The 16,192-nt window shown below is 40.4% G+C and carries 21 protein-coding genes; 10 read left to right on the top strand and 11 right to left on the bottom strand.

The genetic code is table 11. From position 1 onward, the window contains the following. Window positions 1-242: 242 nt before the first annotated feature. On the bottom strand, window positions 243-1,562 hold the full coding sequence (gene eno / locus ELX58_RS03840) for a phosphopyruvate hydratase (RefSeq protein WP_133441841.1): 1,320 nt from the start codon (window positions 1,560-1,562) through the stop codon (window positions 243-245). A 294-nt stretch (window positions 1,563-1,856) separates the two neighbouring features. Between eno and ELX58_RS03845 the strand changes: the two genes are divergently transcribed. Continuing rightward, a complete protein-coding gene (locus ELX58_RS03845) occupies window positions 1,857-2,195 on the top strand; it encodes a hypothetical protein (RefSeq protein ID WP_133441842.1) in 339 nt (112 codons plus the stop codon). Between the two features lie 70 nt (window positions 2,196-2,265). On the opposite strand, the gene ELX58_RS03850 is transcribed toward ELX58_RS03845, so the two are convergent. The 4 genes from ELX58_RS03850 to ELX58_RS03865 all read right to left on the bottom strand — a co-directional run bounded on the left by ELX58_RS03850 (window position 2,266) and on the right by ELX58_RS03865 (window position 5,574). Next, a complete protein-coding gene (locus tag ELX58_RS03850; protein WP_133441843.1) occupies window positions 2,266-3,540 on the bottom strand; it encodes a C39 family peptidase in 1,275 nt (424 codons plus the stop codon). A gap of 148 nt (window positions 3,541-3,688) precedes the next feature. Beyond that, window positions 3,689-4,630 carry a DMT family transporter gene (locus ELX58_RS03855; RefSeq protein ID WP_133441844.1) on the bottom strand — a complete coding sequence of 314 codons (942 nt, stop codon included), beginning with the start codon at window positions 4,628-4,630 and terminating at the stop codon, window positions 3,689-3,691. Window positions 4,631-4,707: 77 nt separating this feature from the next. After that, window positions 4,708-5,232 carry a hypothetical protein gene (locus ELX58_RS03860; RefSeq protein WP_133441845.1) on the bottom strand — a complete coding sequence of 175 codons (525 nt, stop codon included), beginning with the start codon at window positions 5,230-5,232 and terminating at the stop codon, window positions 4,708-4,710. An 18-nt stretch (window positions 5,233-5,250) separates the two neighbouring features. Beyond that, window positions 5,251-5,574, bottom strand: a complete 324-nt coding sequence (locus ELX58_RS03865) for a hypothetical protein (RefSeq protein ID WP_133441846.1) — start codon at window positions 5,572-5,574, stop codon at window positions 5,251-5,253. Window positions 5,575-5,740: 166 nt separating this feature from the next. Between ELX58_RS03865 and ELX58_RS03870 the strand changes: the two genes are divergently transcribed. Next, window positions 5,741-5,983, top strand: coding sequence for a hypothetical protein (locus tag ELX58_RS03870; protein WP_133441847.1), 243 nt, complete (start codon window positions 5,741-5,743; stop codon window positions 5,981-5,983). A 62-nt stretch (window positions 5,984-6,045) separates the two neighbouring features. Here the strand turns inward: ELX58_RS03870 and ELX58_RS03875 are convergent, their stop codons facing one another. Both ELX58_RS03875 and ELX58_RS03880 read right to left on the bottom strand, forming a co-directional pair. Further along, window positions 6,046-6,798: an amino acid ABC transporter ATP-binding protein gene (locus tag ELX58_RS03875; RefSeq protein ID WP_133441848.1), complete on the bottom strand. Its 753-nt coding sequence runs from the start codon at window positions 6,796-6,798 to the stop codon at window positions 6,046-6,048. 14 nt (window positions 6,799-6,812) lie between these two features. Further along, on the bottom strand, window positions 6,813-7,505 hold the full coding sequence (locus ELX58_RS03880; RefSeq protein ID WP_133441849.1) for an amino acid ABC transporter permease: 693 nt from the start codon (window positions 7,503-7,505) through the stop codon (window positions 6,813-6,815). A 482-nt stretch (window positions 7,506-7,987) separates the two neighbouring features. Between ELX58_RS03880 and ELX58_RS03885 the strand changes: the two genes are divergently transcribed. The 3 genes from ELX58_RS03885 (at window position 7,988) to glnA (ending at window position 10,412) form a co-directional block, all read left to right on the top strand. Beyond that, window positions 7,988-8,527 carry a restriction endonuclease gene (locus ELX58_RS03885; RefSeq protein ID WP_133441850.1) on the top strand — a complete coding sequence of 180 codons (540 nt, stop codon included), beginning with the start codon at window positions 7,988-7,990 and terminating at the stop codon, window positions 8,525-8,527. 98 nt (window positions 8,528-8,625) lie between these two features. Beyond that, window positions 8,626-9,009, top strand: a complete 384-nt coding sequence (locus ELX58_RS03890; protein ID WP_133441851.1) for a MerR family transcriptional regulator — start codon at window positions 8,626-8,628, stop codon at window positions 9,007-9,009. A 62-nt stretch (window positions 9,010-9,071) separates the two neighbouring features. Beyond that, on the top strand, window positions 9,072-10,412 hold the full coding sequence (glnA, locus tag ELX58_RS03895; protein ID WP_133441852.1) for a type I glutamate--ammonia ligase: 1,341 nt from the start codon (window positions 9,072-9,074) through the stop codon (window positions 10,410-10,412). Between the two features lie 90 nt (window positions 10,413-10,502). On the opposite strand, the gene ELX58_RS03900 is transcribed toward glnA, so the two are convergent. Both ELX58_RS03900 and ELX58_RS03905 read right to left on the bottom strand, forming a co-directional pair. Next, on the bottom strand, window positions 10,503-11,159 hold the full coding sequence (locus ELX58_RS03900) for a hypothetical protein (RefSeq protein ID WP_133441853.1): 657 nt from the start codon (window positions 11,157-11,159) through the stop codon (window positions 10,503-10,505). An 80-nt stretch (window positions 11,160-11,239) separates the two neighbouring features. Next, entirely contained in the window at window positions 11,240-11,575 is a 336-nt protein-coding gene (locus ELX58_RS03905) for a hypothetical protein (RefSeq protein ID WP_133441854.1), read from the bottom strand. A gap of 130 nt (window positions 11,576-11,705) precedes the next feature. Between ELX58_RS03905 and ELX58_RS03910 the strand changes: the two genes are divergently transcribed. Next, window positions 11,706-12,251, top strand: a complete 546-nt coding sequence (locus tag ELX58_RS03910; protein WP_133441855.1) for a hypothetical protein — start codon at window positions 11,706-11,708, stop codon at window positions 12,249-12,251. Between the two features lie 73 nt (window positions 12,252-12,324). Beyond that, window positions 12,325-12,492, top strand: a complete 168-nt coding sequence (locus ELX58_RS07875; protein ID WP_162614631.1) for a hypothetical protein — start codon at window positions 12,325-12,327, stop codon at window positions 12,490-12,492. 73 nt (window positions 12,493-12,565) lie between these two features. Here ELX58_RS07875 and ELX58_RS03915 read toward each other — a convergent pair whose 3' ends face one another. Next, window positions 12,566-12,886, bottom strand: a complete 321-nt coding sequence (locus ELX58_RS03915) for a hypothetical protein (protein WP_133441856.1) — start codon at window positions 12,884-12,886, stop codon at window positions 12,566-12,568. A 198-nt stretch (window positions 12,887-13,084) separates the two neighbouring features. On the opposite strand from ELX58_RS03915, the gene udk reads away from it, so the two are divergent. From udk to ELX58_RS07880, 3 genes are all read left to right on the top strand, one after another. Beyond that, window positions 13,085-13,738 carry a uridine kinase gene (udk, locus tag ELX58_RS03920; protein WP_162614684.1) on the top strand — a complete coding sequence of 218 codons (654 nt, stop codon included), beginning with the start codon at window positions 13,085-13,087 and terminating at the stop codon, window positions 13,736-13,738. Window positions 13,739-13,843: 105 nt separating this feature from the next. Continuing rightward, window positions 13,844-14,401: a hypothetical protein gene (locus tag ELX58_RS03925; RefSeq protein ID WP_133441858.1), complete on the top strand. Its 558-nt coding sequence runs from the start codon at window positions 13,844-13,846 to the stop codon at window positions 14,399-14,401. Window positions 14,402-14,416: 15 nt separating this feature from the next. Then, a complete protein-coding gene (locus ELX58_RS07880) occupies window positions 14,417-14,572 on the top strand; it encodes a hypothetical protein (protein WP_162614632.1) in 156 nt (51 codons plus the stop codon). A 69-nt stretch (window positions 14,573-14,641) separates the two neighbouring features. Here the strand turns inward: ELX58_RS07880 and ELX58_RS03930 are convergent, their stop codons facing one another. Continuing rightward, window positions 14,642-15,997: a gluconate:H+ symporter gene (locus ELX58_RS03930; RefSeq protein WP_133441859.1), complete on the bottom strand. Its 1,356-nt coding sequence runs from the start codon at window positions 15,995-15,997 to the stop codon at window positions 14,642-14,644. Between the last annotated feature and the right edge of the window lie 195 nt (window positions 15,998-16,192).

Consider the following 16,192-nt stretch of genomic DNA (forward strand, 5'->3'; position numbering starts at 1 on the left):
TTCATCTTATTTGGCAGTTTATTCTTAATTAACGTATATGCTAAGGCGTTCGCTAAACATTCTGCTAAGCGCAATTAAGACGGAATTTTGAGAACGATTTCGCTTAATTGGTTCGAAATTTAAATTAGATCTATCAAACAAAAGGAGTAACGAAAATATTCGTCACTCCTTTTAATTTAGGGACAAAAAAGAGCTGCTGAATAATCAGCAGCTCTTTAATATTTTATTAGGTTAACTCAAAATTAATCTAAATCAACGTTATTTGGAAAATGAGCTAATGGCATCTTGCCATGGTTCTGTTCTTCAATGCGTAAGATGTCATTGTACTTTTCAACACGTTCAGAACGTGCCATAGCACCGGCCTTTAATTCACCGGAGTTAGTAGCAACGGCAAAGTCAGCAACAAAGGTATCACCAGTTTCACCAGAACGGTGGCTCATCATGGTGTTGTAGTTGTTCTTACGAGCTAAACGAATAGCTTCTAAGGTTTCGGATACAGTACCGATTTGGTTTAACTTAATTAATAAGCAGTTACCGGCACCTAACTTGATGGCCTTACGGATGTACTTAGGGTTGGTAACGATTAAGTCATCATCAACAACCTGTAACTTATGGCCAACTTCTTTAGCAAAGGCGTCAGAGTTAACTTCTTTAGTAAACTTAGCGAAGTTATCCCAGTCATCTTCACCCATTGGATCTTCAATGGAAATGATAGCAGGGTACTTCTTAACTAAGTTCTTCTGGTAAGCACCGAACTGGTCTGGAGTATAGGTCTTACCTTCGAACTTATAATTACCAGTCTTGTGGTCATATAAGCCAGAAGCGGCAAAGTCCATTGCGATACCAACATCAACACCAGGCTTGTAGCCGGCATCTTTGATGGCTTTGTATAACATTTCAATGGCTTCTTCAGTGTGATGGAAGTCAGGGGCAAAACCACCTTCATCACCAACACCAGTAGAAAAGCCGGCGTCATTGATGACGTTCTTTAAGGTATGGTAAACATCAGCAATCTTGTTGATACCATCACGGAATGACTTACGCTTTAATGGTGTAATCATGAATTCTTGGGTATCAATGTGGTTGTTGGCATGTTCACCACCATTAATAACGTTATGGAATGGTTGCGGTAATTCGTTATCGATACCACCTAAGTAACGGTATAATGGTTCGTTATAATAGTCAGCAGCTGCACGGCAGTTAGCCATGGATACACCTAAGATAGCGTTAGCACCTAACTTGGCTTTGTTAGGAGTACCATCTAACTTGATCATAATGCTATCAACATTACGCTGGTCAAATGGACTTACACCATGTAAGGCTTTGCTGATCTTGGTGTTAATGTTATTAACGGCCTTTAATACACCTTTACCCATTAAACGAGTACCGCCATCACGTAATTCAACGGCTTCACGTTCACCAGTAGAGGCACCAGATGGAACTTCGGCACGGCCCATAGTACCATCAGTTAAAATAACATCAGCTTCGACAGTTGGGTTACCACGAGAATCAAAAACTTCGCGGCCCTTTACTCGATCGATATAAACTTCATTTAAACGCATATAAAGAGCTCCTCTCTGTGCAATTCACAGAAACCAGATAGACAAGATCCATCTATCTTTCCTTACATCGATAATAATATAATGGACTGCCCGTGATTTCAAGGAACTCGGGTAACTTAGCCATTGGATACCAAATCCCGTTCAATCGGTTAAAATTCGTTGAATTCAACAGTGATTTATGACACTGACGCTTTTATTATCACGAAGAATACGATATTATAACTAATGAACTCTAAAGAACACGGATCAGCCACTATCAAGCGGCGTAATCATTTAGTGGAAAGAAGAATTCAAATGTCGAGCGTTCAATACCCTGAATTTAAGAAAACGATCGTGACGGAATTAACTAAAAAGGCCGGCATCAAACCTGAAGACATCTATATCCATCATTATCGTCATAACACCACGATCGGAATTGGTCAGAAGCCCAAGGTCAAGGTGATCGTTAACATCAATTACGACACCAAGTTCTTGGTATCCATCAATATGAAGTACTTACGGACTAAGTTAGAAAAGCCTGACCAGCAAAAGATCGTTAAAGCTACCAACGGTTACATGAGAACCTTATGGAAGAGCGTTAACCCACCATTCGATCCTCATAAAGGTATCAGTGATGACGGTTCAGTTAACTAAATTAAAATTAAGCGTAAAAATAAAGCCGTGAATTTTCAAAGTTAAAATTCACGGCTTTATTTTTTATCTTTTACTTAATAACGACGGCACGGGCACCACGCTGATGAAATAGATGAGCGAATTTCTTCAGTGATACCCAACTGATCGGTTTATTGTTGATCTCGTCACTTTTACGGCAGAATGGGTCCGCAAACTCTAGGTCACCGTTGCTGTAGCCAACTAACACCAGAACGTGCTCTGAATCAATGTTTTCCATCCGGTAAGAGCCTTCGTACACAACGGGATTGCCTTCCTCGATCTCTTTAACCAGGTGGGGTAATGAAACATCCTTCATTGCGTAGACGTGCGGATCATAACGCCGGCCGTATTTAGCAAGGGCCTTGGGATAAATCGAGGCATCGTCACCATAGTGATATGGATTAGCGGTGTAACCCTTGTTAGGATCCTTGCTCCGTGGGATACGGTTAATAAAGTCTCGCATTGAAATCCGCGGATCGTAACCCTTAGAACTCAATGCCATCCATAGTGATACGGCCTCGCAGGCATCGGGAGCTTTTAACGGCTTCATCTGACTGTAATAGTGAAACGGAATCTGGTACGAATGAGCTACTTTAACGGCTTGTTTAGGAACCCAGCCGTATGTATAGCCACCGGATTTAACTTCATAGAACGTATGGTTCTTAGCCTGAGCTTTACCAATTATGTTCATGGCCTGATTATCTTTTGCCAAGAGGTTAGTCGTCGAAGCTAAGCCCACGTGCGGCCGGTACGGATGATACCAGATTGGATAATTCGGGTGGAGATAAACAATCTTATGGTTAGCAATCGGCTTAACCTGATAAGTAATGTCGCTGACAACGACCTTATGCCGAGCTTTTACAACTCGTTTCCTGTAGACGTCAGGCGTATGAGCGATTTTATTCTGCAACCGCTTAACCTGCCGTTGAGCCGTCTGGACTTCATTTAGCATCGCTTTATTAGGTAATAAGCGGTTAGTCGTAATTCGAGCGCGGTCAGAGGCACGCTTCCGATCCCTGACTTGGTTTAAAATATTTTTAGCCATATGTAATTTAGTCGTTAACTGATCAGGCTTAGTTCGATATGTAACGCGACGGCGATAGGTCACGTACCTAGTTTTTATGTATTGATCAGGATTTAAATGGAACCGATTCGCATCTTTGGGATCGTACTGTCGAGTAATCCTGATTTTAGGTGCAATAAAATTATTATATGACGCAATTGCTGAAGTGCTCTGTTTATCAGAAATCGTACTTAACAGTAGCGTGCTTAGAACCGTCATTAAAATTAAAGTTGGCACAATCCAATGTGTGAAATAATGTTTCAAGATGCCTCGCCTTGATCAATATTTGTTAAAATAAGTTAAATCCAAACTTTATTTTAGATATTGTTTATCATTATATCAACATAAGAGTGTATATAGTCTAATTTAATTTCTAGAAAAGAAAACTAAATTCGTTAAAATACGATTAGCTTTATTTTTTAAGGTACATTAGGATACTACTGATGATGACGACGGTCCCAATGCCAAACGCCATTGATACCTGTTCACCTAAACAGAGCCAGCCCAATAATGTTCCGACAATCGGCTGCGTTAAATAGAAAATGCCGGCAGTATCAGCACCCATGATCAGAATGCCTTTATTCCATAGTAAACATGCTAAAGCCGTGGTAATTGCACCAATGAATAACAGACTCAGGAAAATTTTAGGACTGAGAAAATTAACACCGTGAAAAACGGACCAATGTTCAGCGGTCCATGGGGTCAACGCTAGGAACGTCAGAAAACAGCAGATAATAGTAACCTGTAGATTACTGTAAAATCCTGACATCTTTTCAAAGATTAACGAGGCAATTGCCCAGGCCAATGACGAAATCAAAAGCATAATGATCCCGTTCAGCGACTGGTGCTGAGCCATGTTGTTACCAACAATAATTAAAACTCCAGCCGTCGCCATTAGAACGGCTAACATTTGTTGCCAGCGAATCTTCTCACGTAAAAAGATCCATGCTAGGGCAACAGTAAATAACGGCATCGAAGTCGTTACTACGGCACCCATTTGGGCGTTTGATAACATGGTCCCGGTTTCTTGCGTAACTAGCGAAATGTTGTAGCCAAAAAGACCCACCAGAACGCATAGCAGGAGCTGCTTGGTGTTCCAATGCCATTTAACATGGTGATACCATGCGTAAGCTAATAGGCAGATCGTCGCAATTAAATATCGCAGCCAGACTAATTCCATCGGTGGAATGATACCAACGACACCTTTAACGGCAACGAACATCCCGCCCCAGATAGCTGAAGCTGCTAATAAACAAGTTATTCCAGATAATTTAGCCTTCCCAACGGTATCACGCCTTTTGGCGTTGCGCTTTTGTCGCCTTTGTTTGCTTTTAACTTTAATAATATCACACATATACAAAAACAGCCCCATTTTAGCAAACATTTATTCTATTTACTAAAATAAGGTTACTTTTATTAAATAAAATCGATTCATTTATATTCAGATTTTAATTTAGCGATCTGTTTCCTCATCTTAACGATTTGACGATACCAGTCGCTCTTCTGATACGAATCATTCTTTTTACCATTTTGTAAGATCGAGATCTTACGGTTAAGCTGGTTGATCCGATTCTTTAAAATATGGTTGGATCGTTCAAGCTGACTAAGACCTACGGCTGAACCGGGTGTAGCTGACTCAGCTGAACGTGACTCATTTTGATTTGACGTCGACGTGGTTTTTAGTCCTTGATGAGCTTGCCACCATTGATCATGCTTTTTCTGCCATTCAGTTTCGGCTTTTCGGTCATTAGCTGAATTTTCAGCAGCCAACCGTTCAGCAGTTTCATCGTAACCGTTACGGCGCATTCGGTGGAACAGGATCATTAATAATAACACCACGGCCAAATCAGCAATCAGCATGAACAAGCCTTTCCGCAGACCAACTTTTAGCATAATTTCAATGGCGACCAAAATGCCGATCAACCAGGTTACGTTACGATAAAAAGATACTCTCAAAATGATCAGACCTCAGTGTTATTTATCAGATTTCTTTAAGATCTGTAAAGTTGAATTTAAAGCGGCTTTAACATCATCGTCATTAACAGGGCGAACCTTATGATCCGAAGTTACAACGAAAAGATTTGCACCGTCTAACGGTCTTGGGTTAGCTAATTTCTGCATCTTCTGAACTTGATCAGAACTTAAATCGGCTTTGAAGTTATCCATAATCTGTTTAGCGGTGTAATAACCTTTTAACTGATCCTGTAATCCGTATGATTCTAAAGCTTCACGGAAATTAGTAATCTTATCGGAACTTGAAAGTTTAGCGTCTCGAGTCTTATTTAACGATTCCTTCATAAAATCAGTAACTATAATAGTGCATTTCCTTTCTGGGTGTTTCGAAAATTCTTTTCAAATAAATTTTATCATAATTTCTGGCTGATTTAATAATAATTGTGATTTTCTGCTCAAGCGAGATATAATAACTGCGTAAACTCATTTTTTCTTATAAAGGGGTCTGCGTATGAACAGCGAGAAACGAAAGCGTCAAATCGAACTAGATACCGCACTGGTCATTACGAACCGAATCTTAGACGTTGTAATTATGTTCTTATCCATTTTTGCGTTTACCTATTTCTGTAATCACCAGTTCGGCGTTTCCTTAATTTTAATTATTCTTGACGCAATCATCATTCCAATTAATAACGGATACCAGGTCTTTCATTATATTCATGATAAGATCCAGGCACTTAAAAGTGATTTATAATATCAAAATAAAAGCGTTTAGGTAAAACCTAAGCGCTTTTTTATCGGTTTAATTATCTATTTTTATAAATCACTCAAGGTCATTGCTTCCATGAATTTATTGATTCGTGGATCACGTTTTTGACCCTTTTTAAAGAATTCAGCAGTTGGTCCATCAAATAAAATCTTGCCGTCATCAACAAAGACGATCTTATCAGCGATCTTCCGAGCAAAATTCAGGTTATGGGTGATCATGATCATGGACTGTTCCCGTTTAGCGACGTGGGCTAAAATCCGCAGAATCCCTAAGCCGATTTGAGGATCCAAGGCACTAGTTGGTTCATCCAGTAGCATGTATTCCGGCTTCATGGCTAACGATCTGGCAATCGCAACTCGTTGGGCTTGACCACCTGATAGGGCCGAAGGATACTGGTTAGCCTTGTTCTTTAAGCCAACCCGGTCAAGGATCTTTAAAGCGTTCTTTTTTGCGGTAGCTTTATCGATGTGTAGGACCTGCGTCTGTCCGATCATAACGTTTTTAACGACGGTCAGATGTGGAAACAGATTATAACTCTGGAAGACCATTTCGGTTCGACGCCGAATATCTAGCGTTGTTTTAGCAGAAATATTCTTACTGAAATCGATCTTTTTACCGTTGAAATCGTAAATTCCTGATTCAGGATGTTCCAACAGATTGAGTGATCTTAATAGCGTTGATTTACCGGCTCCAGATGGACCGATGATAACGGTCGTCTTATGATCTGGAAAACTAACTGAAACGTGATCTAACGCCTTATGGGTACCATAAGTTTTGGTAACGTTGTGAAAACTAATCATTTTATCCCTCGATTCTATCTAGCGACATACTTAGATGAAGTCTTTTCAAGGTACTTCTGCAAGATCGTTAAGATTGTGCATGCAACTGCGTATAATGCAGCGGTTAACGTGTACATGATCATCGGTTGATAGTTTTGGGCAGCAATCTGCTGTGCTAAACCAAACATATCAACGACTGAAATCGTGTAGACTAACGAAGTCCCCTTAACGGTACTAATAAAACTATTGGACAACGGGGGGATGGCAACTCTTAGGGCCTGCGGAAAGATAACTTTCTTTAAGACCTGGCGTTTGGTCATCCCTAATGAATAAGCGGCTTCCCATTGACCTTCCGGGATTGACAGGACAGAGCTTCGAATTGTTTCCGAGCAGTAGGCACCTTCGTTAAGCGAAAAGACGATTAATGCCGCCGTAGCTGACGACATCTTAATTCCGTTTGGTAGAATCCCTGGAATCGTTAAATAGGGAAGCCCGAAGTACGTAATAAACAATTGAACTAACATCGGCGTACTTCGGAACAACCAAACGTAAAAACCAAAGATTGCTTTTATAATTCTAAACCAGCCACGCTTTTTCGAAATTAAGATCAAAGCGGTAAACGTCGCAATTATCAAGCCAATCGCAAACGATACTAAAGCTAACGGAATCGTAACTTCAAGGCCCTTCACAACTAACTGTGGAGTGGCTTTAGCAACAATATGCCACATCTATATCATCTCCTGAATGATTAACACTATTTCGTTCATTTCTATCTAGGTAATAAAAAATCGTCCCATGATTTTACTCAAAGGACGATTCTTCACCGTTTTTCCACCTTTATTTACATCATAACTCACGTTACGATGCCTCGATATCTCTTAACAAGACTAGGCACGGTGTATCGGGCCTAAACCGAATCACCAGCGCTAACCAGTGATTACGCTCCGAGTGCAATTCACCAGCTGATTAGTCTGCCCATTTCATCAAGACGACAGTCGCTACAATTAATAATCAACTGATTACTTTCTCTTCATCGCGATAACTAAAAATTTTAGTGTTTACTTACAAATAATTAGTAATCAACATTAAAAAGAATATCGCTTGTGGGGCGAAAAGTCAACAAATTATGTTCATAAATCAGAAATTCACGTCATTTAATTCTATTAAATAGCCATGCTAAAATTATTGTGCACACAAAGGGGAGAACACGATGATCGAAATCTGGATCTTAGTTGGCATTACGGTAGCACTTATTATTGGGACGTGTCTCTTTAAATTTAAAATTGAAAAGCGGCCCGAAGTTGATACACCGCTGCAGAAAAATAGCATCTATAACCATAACCCCGATAATTTAACCCGAGAAATTCGTTACATGGACCGGTTAAACGGCTACGAATTTGAAGACTATACGGCCTGGCTACTGAAAAGAAACGGCTTTATTGGTATTAAACAGACAGGAAAAGATCACGACTATGGTCTGGACGTGTTAGCTTACAAAGATCACATTGCTTACGGGATCCAATGTAAGCATTACAAAAACCGGCGAATCGGTCGAAAAACGATTAAACATACCGCCGACGGGGCTCATTTCTATGGCACTCAAAAGGCTGTCGTGATGACTAACACTCGGTTCTCCCGTGAAGCGGTTCGGGCCCACAAATTTTTTAATGTAGAACTCTGGGGCCGACCGATATTGATCAAAATGATCAAACATGCGATCACTAATTATTGCCCAAAACATCAGGATTAACGACCATCATTAACCATATGTAATGTTTCTTAACATATATTATTGACTTTCTGACATCAACTACTTAATATTAAGTTTGTTCAGAGGAGATTGTAGTTATGAAGGAAAAGGAATTACGCCGCTCACTGTCGGTTCTGCCCATCGGTACCGTTATGAAGTTAACGGGCTTGTCAGCACGACAGATTCGATATTACGAACAAAAGAACCTCCTTGCTCCTAAACGCAGCAAGGGCAACCGTCGTTTGTATTCATTAAACGATGTTGACCGCATCCTAGACATTAAGGATTACCTTAACGCCGGTCTTAAGATTGCGGAAATTAAGCACATCTATGATAAAAAGCGCAAACAGGCGGCAAAGCAAAATCATCGGATGTCAGGTCAGATTTCTGATAACGAAGCTCGTCAGCTTTTAAAGAACGAGCTTTTAAACATTGGTCATCTGCAATCTGATTTTCCGGATCATCATAACTATCCCGTTTGAACTTTTAAATAAAGTATTGAATGTAAGAAAATCTATCTTGACTTATGTGAGGAGAAGTTAGTATGGCTACTGAACATAAATATACCAAGGCTAACATTAAGCAAATGGCTAAAGACGAAGACGTTAAGTGGATTCGTCTGGACTTCATTAGTACCCTTGGCAAGATGAAGCGTGTTGAAGTACCGGCATACCAGTTAGACAACGTCTTGGAAAACAAGACGATGTTTGATGGTTCTTCAATCGCTGGTTACGTACCGATCGAAGCTAGTGATCTGTACTTACATCCGGATCTATCCACTTGGATGGTCATCCCGTGGAGTGATCCTGATGACAAAGTTGCACGTTTAATCTGTGACGTTTACAAGACTGATGGTACACCGTTCATGGGTGATCCACGAAACGTCTTAAAGCATGAAATGTCCAAGGTCAAAAAGGATGGCTACAACACGTTTAACGTTGGTTTAGAACCAGAATTCTTCTTATTCAAACGTGATGAAAACGGCAAACCAACCTTAAAGCCAAACGATAAGATCAGTTACTTCGACATCAGCCCAAGTGATGAAGGTGCTAAGTGCCGTCGTGACATCGCCCGTAACTTAATCAAGGTTGGCATTCATATTGAAGCCGCCCACCATGAAGTTGCTCCAGGTCAAGATGAAATTGACTTCCGCTTCTCCGATGCCGTTAACACTGCTGATAACATTGAATTATTCAAGGAAGTTGCCAAGCACTTCGCTAAGAAGCACGGCTTTTACGCAACCTTTATGCCAAAGCCGTTAAACTCCGTCAACGGTTCTGGGATGCACATCAACATGTCCCTGTTAAAGAACGGTAAGAATGACTTCTATGATCCAAAAGACAAGCTTCAGTTATCCAGTGATGCATACAAATTCATCGGTGGAATTTTGAAACACGCTAAAGGCTTTACCGCTTTAGGTAACGCCACCGTCAACTCTTACAAGCGTTTGATTCCAGGCTTCGAAGCTCCAGTTTACATTGCCTGGTCTCCTCATAACCGAACTGCTTTAGTTCGTGTTCCAAGTGACCGTGGAATCGCTACTCGTTTAGAATTACGTAGTGCTGACCTGTCATCTAACCCTTACATGGCATTAACCGGTGCCCTTGCTGCTGGTTTAGATGGAATCAAGAATGATTTACAGGCTGAACCACAGGAAGAACGTAACATCTTCAAGATGAATGCTAAGGACCGTAAAGCTGCTCATATCGATAACTTACCAAGCAATTTGGGTGATGCTTTAAAGGACTTAGAAAAAGATTCCGTATTAAAGGACGCCCTTGGTTCTCACTTACTTAAAGCTTACGTCAGCTTAAAGAGGCAAGACGTTCTTGCATACCAGTGCTTAGTATCTGACTGGGAACGTAAGCATTACTTAGATGTATAATTAATTCGTTAGAAATCAGTTAATACTCAAAAAGGCGTTAGGTTAAATAACCTAACGCCTTTTTATTTTGTTTATTTTTAAATTATAAATCTAATGACTAGCTAAAATTAATAGATAAAGAACGATCAGGAAGCACAGAGGATATAAGATCCATAGGGCACAGGTTACGTATAAACGACTCTGATGACTGGCGTAATGTTGCTGCCAGAGATTGTCGACTGTACCTAATTTGTACAAAATAACGGCAATTAAATCGAGAAAGACAACCAGTTTAAAGCCGTGGCCAATCAATGACAGAAAGAGGCCCACGAGTTCTAAAGGTAATGCCGCATTAGTTAGCGCCGCTAAACGGTTCATGTAGCTCCACGGATTAATGTCTTCATGACTGATCCAGCGGCAGGCCCAGTAACTTAAGCCAACGACGATCAAAAAGCCGATCGTGACCAGAAATAAGCCTGAAATAAAGCCTTCATGACGAAACGAACCCAGGTAATCAACGGTATTCGAGCCAAATTCCTCTAAGCTGGTTCCCGATGGGGCATCGTCAAACATGTTAAACAGAAACTGTAAAATCGTGTCAAAAAGGTTCTTAAACGATAATGCAAGGACCACAATTGCGATAATAAACGACGTCAAGCCGTAATATTTAGTGGAATGGGGACGATTAGAACGGCCGGCGATCGTTTGGGTCACCCAGGTAAAATACCGCTTTAACCAGGTCATATTAAATGACTGGTGCTTAAGCATCCTTTAAGTTCCTTTCTTAAAGTTCAAAAAAAGTCTCCCAAAAGGGAGCCCATAGGAAATCATTTAAACTATTAATCTAATTATTTATAAGGCTTAAAGTTAGGGTGAAAAACAGGAACGCCCTTCTTCAAAATTACCCGACGGCAATAACCATTAACAACGTAAGGCATGGGAATGTCCATGGACTTTAACATGTCAATAAAGCTGTGTTCCGTGTTAACGTTTAACTTGTCTAAATCAATTGAGTAATCGTTTTTGTCCTTGGTATCGTATTCTTCTAAGCCAAATGGAACCTGGTCGAGCTTGACCCCTTGGTCCATTAGTTTATTGAACTGATCACCAAATGTGGTGTGATTATTTTTTAGAATGGCGTTAGCTTTCTTAAATAAGTCGCCATTGACTTTCATTTCGGACATCTTGGGTTACTTCCTTTATCTTTAATTCCTTAATTCATGTTTAATTATACCGTTTACCGATAGTTAGCGCAAAGGCGTCAGATTGATGTTAAAATATAATCATCAATAATTAAAAGGGGTTAATTATCAAATGAGACGTGAAGATTATTATCGGCCAGATGATAATTCTAGAGAAAATTACCGTCAAAATGATCACCGTAATCCGGAACAGCCAAGACAAGGGGCTACCTATAATAATTACGCTCCGCAGCAACAGGCACCGTACTATCAACCGCGACCTCGTCATCATGTGTTCATATGGATCCTGATCGTCATTCTTTGCTTAGGTCTTGGTTGGTTCGCTGCCGATCATTACCTATATGGTGATAATCAAGCTAGTAACCCGTCCACGACCTATAACAGTTCAACTAAGAACGTTAACAACAGTAAGACGACGAATAATAAGAATACTAAACCACAACAGCCACAGCCGAGTCAGCAGCCCAAGGTTAACGAATTAGAAAACGAAATGAACCGCTTAGACGTCACCGAAAATGACCAGGCACAAGCCATTAAATTCTATGAAGGTCAAAACCAGCAGAATCAAGAAAAGATCGACAAGATGATCACGTTGATCAATAAGGTCGTTCCGTCAGATGCCTTGAAGAAACAGGCCTTAGACTGGATTTTACACTAAGTTAACGATTTGAACTAACGTTCAATTCATGATATTATTCATATTCCATCACTTCTGAAGGGAGTAATTCAATATGAATAATCCAGAATATCGTAAACTAAACGCTAGTCAATTAAAGATCTTGAAGAAATATGATCAAAAATATGGTGATGGCCATGGTCATTTACTAATTAAAGATTTTGATGGTAACAAGGATTACGTCAACGAACATGATGTTGATGAATGGTTCATAACCGTTTGATTGATTAACAGAATAATAAAAAAGAACTTCAGATTTCCGAAGCTCTTTTTTATTATCTAAAATATCGAACTAATTATTTACTACTATTAACTTCGATTTCGTGTTTATCGACTTTAGTTAATTTAACTAAGTCTTTTTCACCTTTGTCAGTTAAAACACGCTTAGCACCTTTAACTGGCTTAACAGTAATATCATCATAGTCATCAGAAGTTAAAACACCGGCGATGTCGCCTTCGTGTTTAGCGTCCATTTTGATTAATTCGTTCTTGACGGCATCTTCGTCATCGAATACATCATATAAATGACCGGTAACGGCATTTATGGTAAAGGTATCAATGTATTTATTATGCATATTAATTAAGGCATCAAATTTAATCCGTTCACTCGTTGTCATACCGACATCTCCTCGTATAATTTCAGTATATCATACTTTAGAGACCCCAAAAAGCAATCGAGAAAAAATTTCATTTAGCCCCTTAATTCGTCTTTCCTTCATTTATTTATCGGTGTAACATATGTACGAAAGGTTAAACAGAATCGGGATATTCGGAGGTATAACATGTCACATATCAGTCATCAACTTAAGCGTCACATTGATAAACAGCGGCCGATTATTATTGGGGTCGCCGGTGGCTCTTGCAGCGGCAAGACTACCGTTAGTCGATTGATCTTTCATAATTTAATGGATAAATCATTGATGATTATTCATGAAGACTCATATTATAAGGATCAATCCGATAAGACGCCGGAAGAGCGAAAAAAGACTAATTATGACCATCCCTTAGCATTTGATAATGATCTGCTGCTACATCAACTGAAAGAACTTATTCATCACCATGCCGTTGATGAACCGATCTATGATTATAAGAGTCATAACCGCAGTAAAAAGACCAAACATCAAGAACCGAAGGACGTTATCATTCTAGAAGGAATCTTGACCCTGTATGATAAACGAATTCGGGACCTGATGGATATCAAGGTCTACGTTGATGCAGATGACGATATTCGATTGATTCGCCGGCTTAAACGTGATGTTAAAGAACGGGACCGTTCATTGGATAGCATTATTCAACAATACCTTGAAACGGTCCGACCGATGTTCCATCAGTTCATTGAACCAACTAAACGGTATGCCGACGTCATCATCCCCGAAGGTGGTCATAATCACGTGGCCATCGATCTGTTAACCACTAAGATCCGATCGGTTTTACATAAGATCAGAAATTATCGAAAGGACAATCAATAAATTAGCGATAAATAATCAAAATCCTTTGGTAATAGCTGATAAATACGCTAGAATAAATTTTGTCACTTATTTTTTGACTATCTTTGACTAAAGGAAGACTGCTCAATGCCAGATGAATCAATTACGCAAAAAATGAAACATTACCTGACGGCTAATCAGGCCAAAAGCGTAATCTATAAAATGAAAAAACGATACAGAATCTATCGTGCTAGCCAAACGGTGGGTCAGGTTCTGCATCAAAAATTTGGTTATCCTAAGCCGTCTTTCGTCATCTCAGGAATTACTCCCGATTCAGTGGAAAGACTCGGCTTTGAATGCATTGGTTCACCGTGTTTACTCACCATTATGAACGGTTCACGTGTGGTTAACCAATTCATTTTTGGTCACGTCTTATCCTATCGTGATGACCATATGGTGGCGGACTTTATGAACGTTCGGCACCTTAGCCTAGCCCAGATGCAGATGAAATTGGATCAGATCCACCAGATCAACCGATGTTTTCTGCCTAACGCTCGTTTAACGGTCCGTGATCACCAAATCGTGATCGCTCAGCGATTGTCACCGGAGACTTTCGCCAAGACCGTAATCCATCTTTTAGAGGATCAGATAGCTTTACAAGAGGGCTACGTGACTTTAGATGACGGTCACCGATATCATTTTTAAAGAGAGGGTGCCACGATGAATCAGCGCAAATTAAAATTAATTAAACAGCTTCATCAGATTTACGGAAACCGAATTGATTCCGTATTGGATGAAAATCCCGATTCACCAGTTTATACCCGAACCTGCCACCTGAACGGGATTCAGAAAATGCGAAAACGACTTAATAAATAATTGAAATTAGATAACAAAAAACGGTTTGAAATTTTCAAGCCGTTTTTATTTTTGTTTAATTAGGGTCAATTAACCAACGATCACGTTCAGTAACAGGACCATTAATAAACCGACCACGGAGATTACCGTTTCCAGGACGGTCCAGGTCTTTAACGTTTGACCAACCGTTAAATCAAAGTATTCTTGGAACATCCAGAAACCGGTATCGTTAACGTGGGATGCAGCTAAGGAACCGGCACCGATGGCTAAGACCATCAAAACTGGGTCAACGCTGGAAGCATGCATGATCGGGGTAACTAGACCGGCGGCAGTCATTCCAGAGACCATGGCAGAACCCAATGATACTCGAAGAATCACGGCAATCATCCAGCCCAAAATTAACGGTGACAAGTTAGCGTGCATCACCAGGTGCTGAATGGCGGTCCCGACACCACCATCGATTAAGACCTGCTTAAAAGCGGCACCACCACCAATGATAAACAACAGCATTGCGATTGAATTAACTGCTTTCTTAATGGTCTGTGAGATGTCAGACATCGTTTTACCACGGTGAAAGCCCATCGACCAGATCGCGAAGAGTAGGGAGATCACCATTACCAAAATTGGGTTACCCAGTGCCGTGAAGAGGGCGTCTAAACCGTGCGGGTCTTTGGGTGCTTCACCACCGTTAAAAATCATCTGATAGATCGTAGCGATGGCCATGAAGATGACCGGGAATAACGAAGTTAAGGCAGAAATCCCAAACTTAGGCGTTTCGTCTAACTTGAAGTGGTGCATCTTACCGATTGCGGGTAACGAATGCTTAACAGTAAAGGCGTCAGGGATGTATTTTCGGGCCAATTTCGAGAATAACGGACCCGCAATAATCGCACAGGGAATCGCAACGATAATCCCTAACAGTAGAGTTTTACCCATGTTAGCGTTTAAAGTTGCCGCAACGGCAGTTGGTGCCGGTTGTGGAGGTAAGAAGCCTTGGGTCGCGGATAACGCCGCTGCCATCGGGATCCCAAGATAGGAAAACGGAATTTTAGCTTCTAAAGCGATCGCAAAGACAATCGGTGTTAAAAGGACCAAGCCGACTTCAAAGAACAATGACATCCCAATAATAAACGATGCCGCGGCGATGGCCCACTGAAGTCGTTTTCGGCCAAATTTACCGATCAACGTTTGGGCAATTCGGTAGGATCCACCGGCATCGGACACCAGTCGGCCAATTACGGCACCGAAACCAAAGATAATGACTAGCTCTCCTAGGGCACTACCGATCCCGTTCTTAATGGAGTTCCCAATTTGCACCGGATTCATCCCTAAACCTAACGCAACCAAGATCGCGGTCACGATCAAGGAGACAAACGTATTTAATTTCAATTTCACGATCAGGAACAGCAGAAGCAGGATTCCCAAGATCAGAATGGCGATTTGCATAGCTCAACCTCGATTCAAAATTTTCTAAATAATAGCTTCATTTTATTATATTTTGGGTATGTTTTAAATCGATCTCGATAGATTTTCGCACGATTTAACGAAATTTGCGCTAAAATGATATAATAGCTACAAAATTGTTATCTTGGGTTAGGACTGAAGTGATTTTTAAATGTGTAATAAAGCAATCGTTTTTTT

Source organism: Acetilactobacillus jinshanensis, from assembly GCF_004359375.1.
Taxonomy (GTDB): Bacteria; Bacillota; Bacilli; order Lactobacillales; family Lactobacillaceae; genus Acetilactobacillus; species Acetilactobacillus jinshanensis.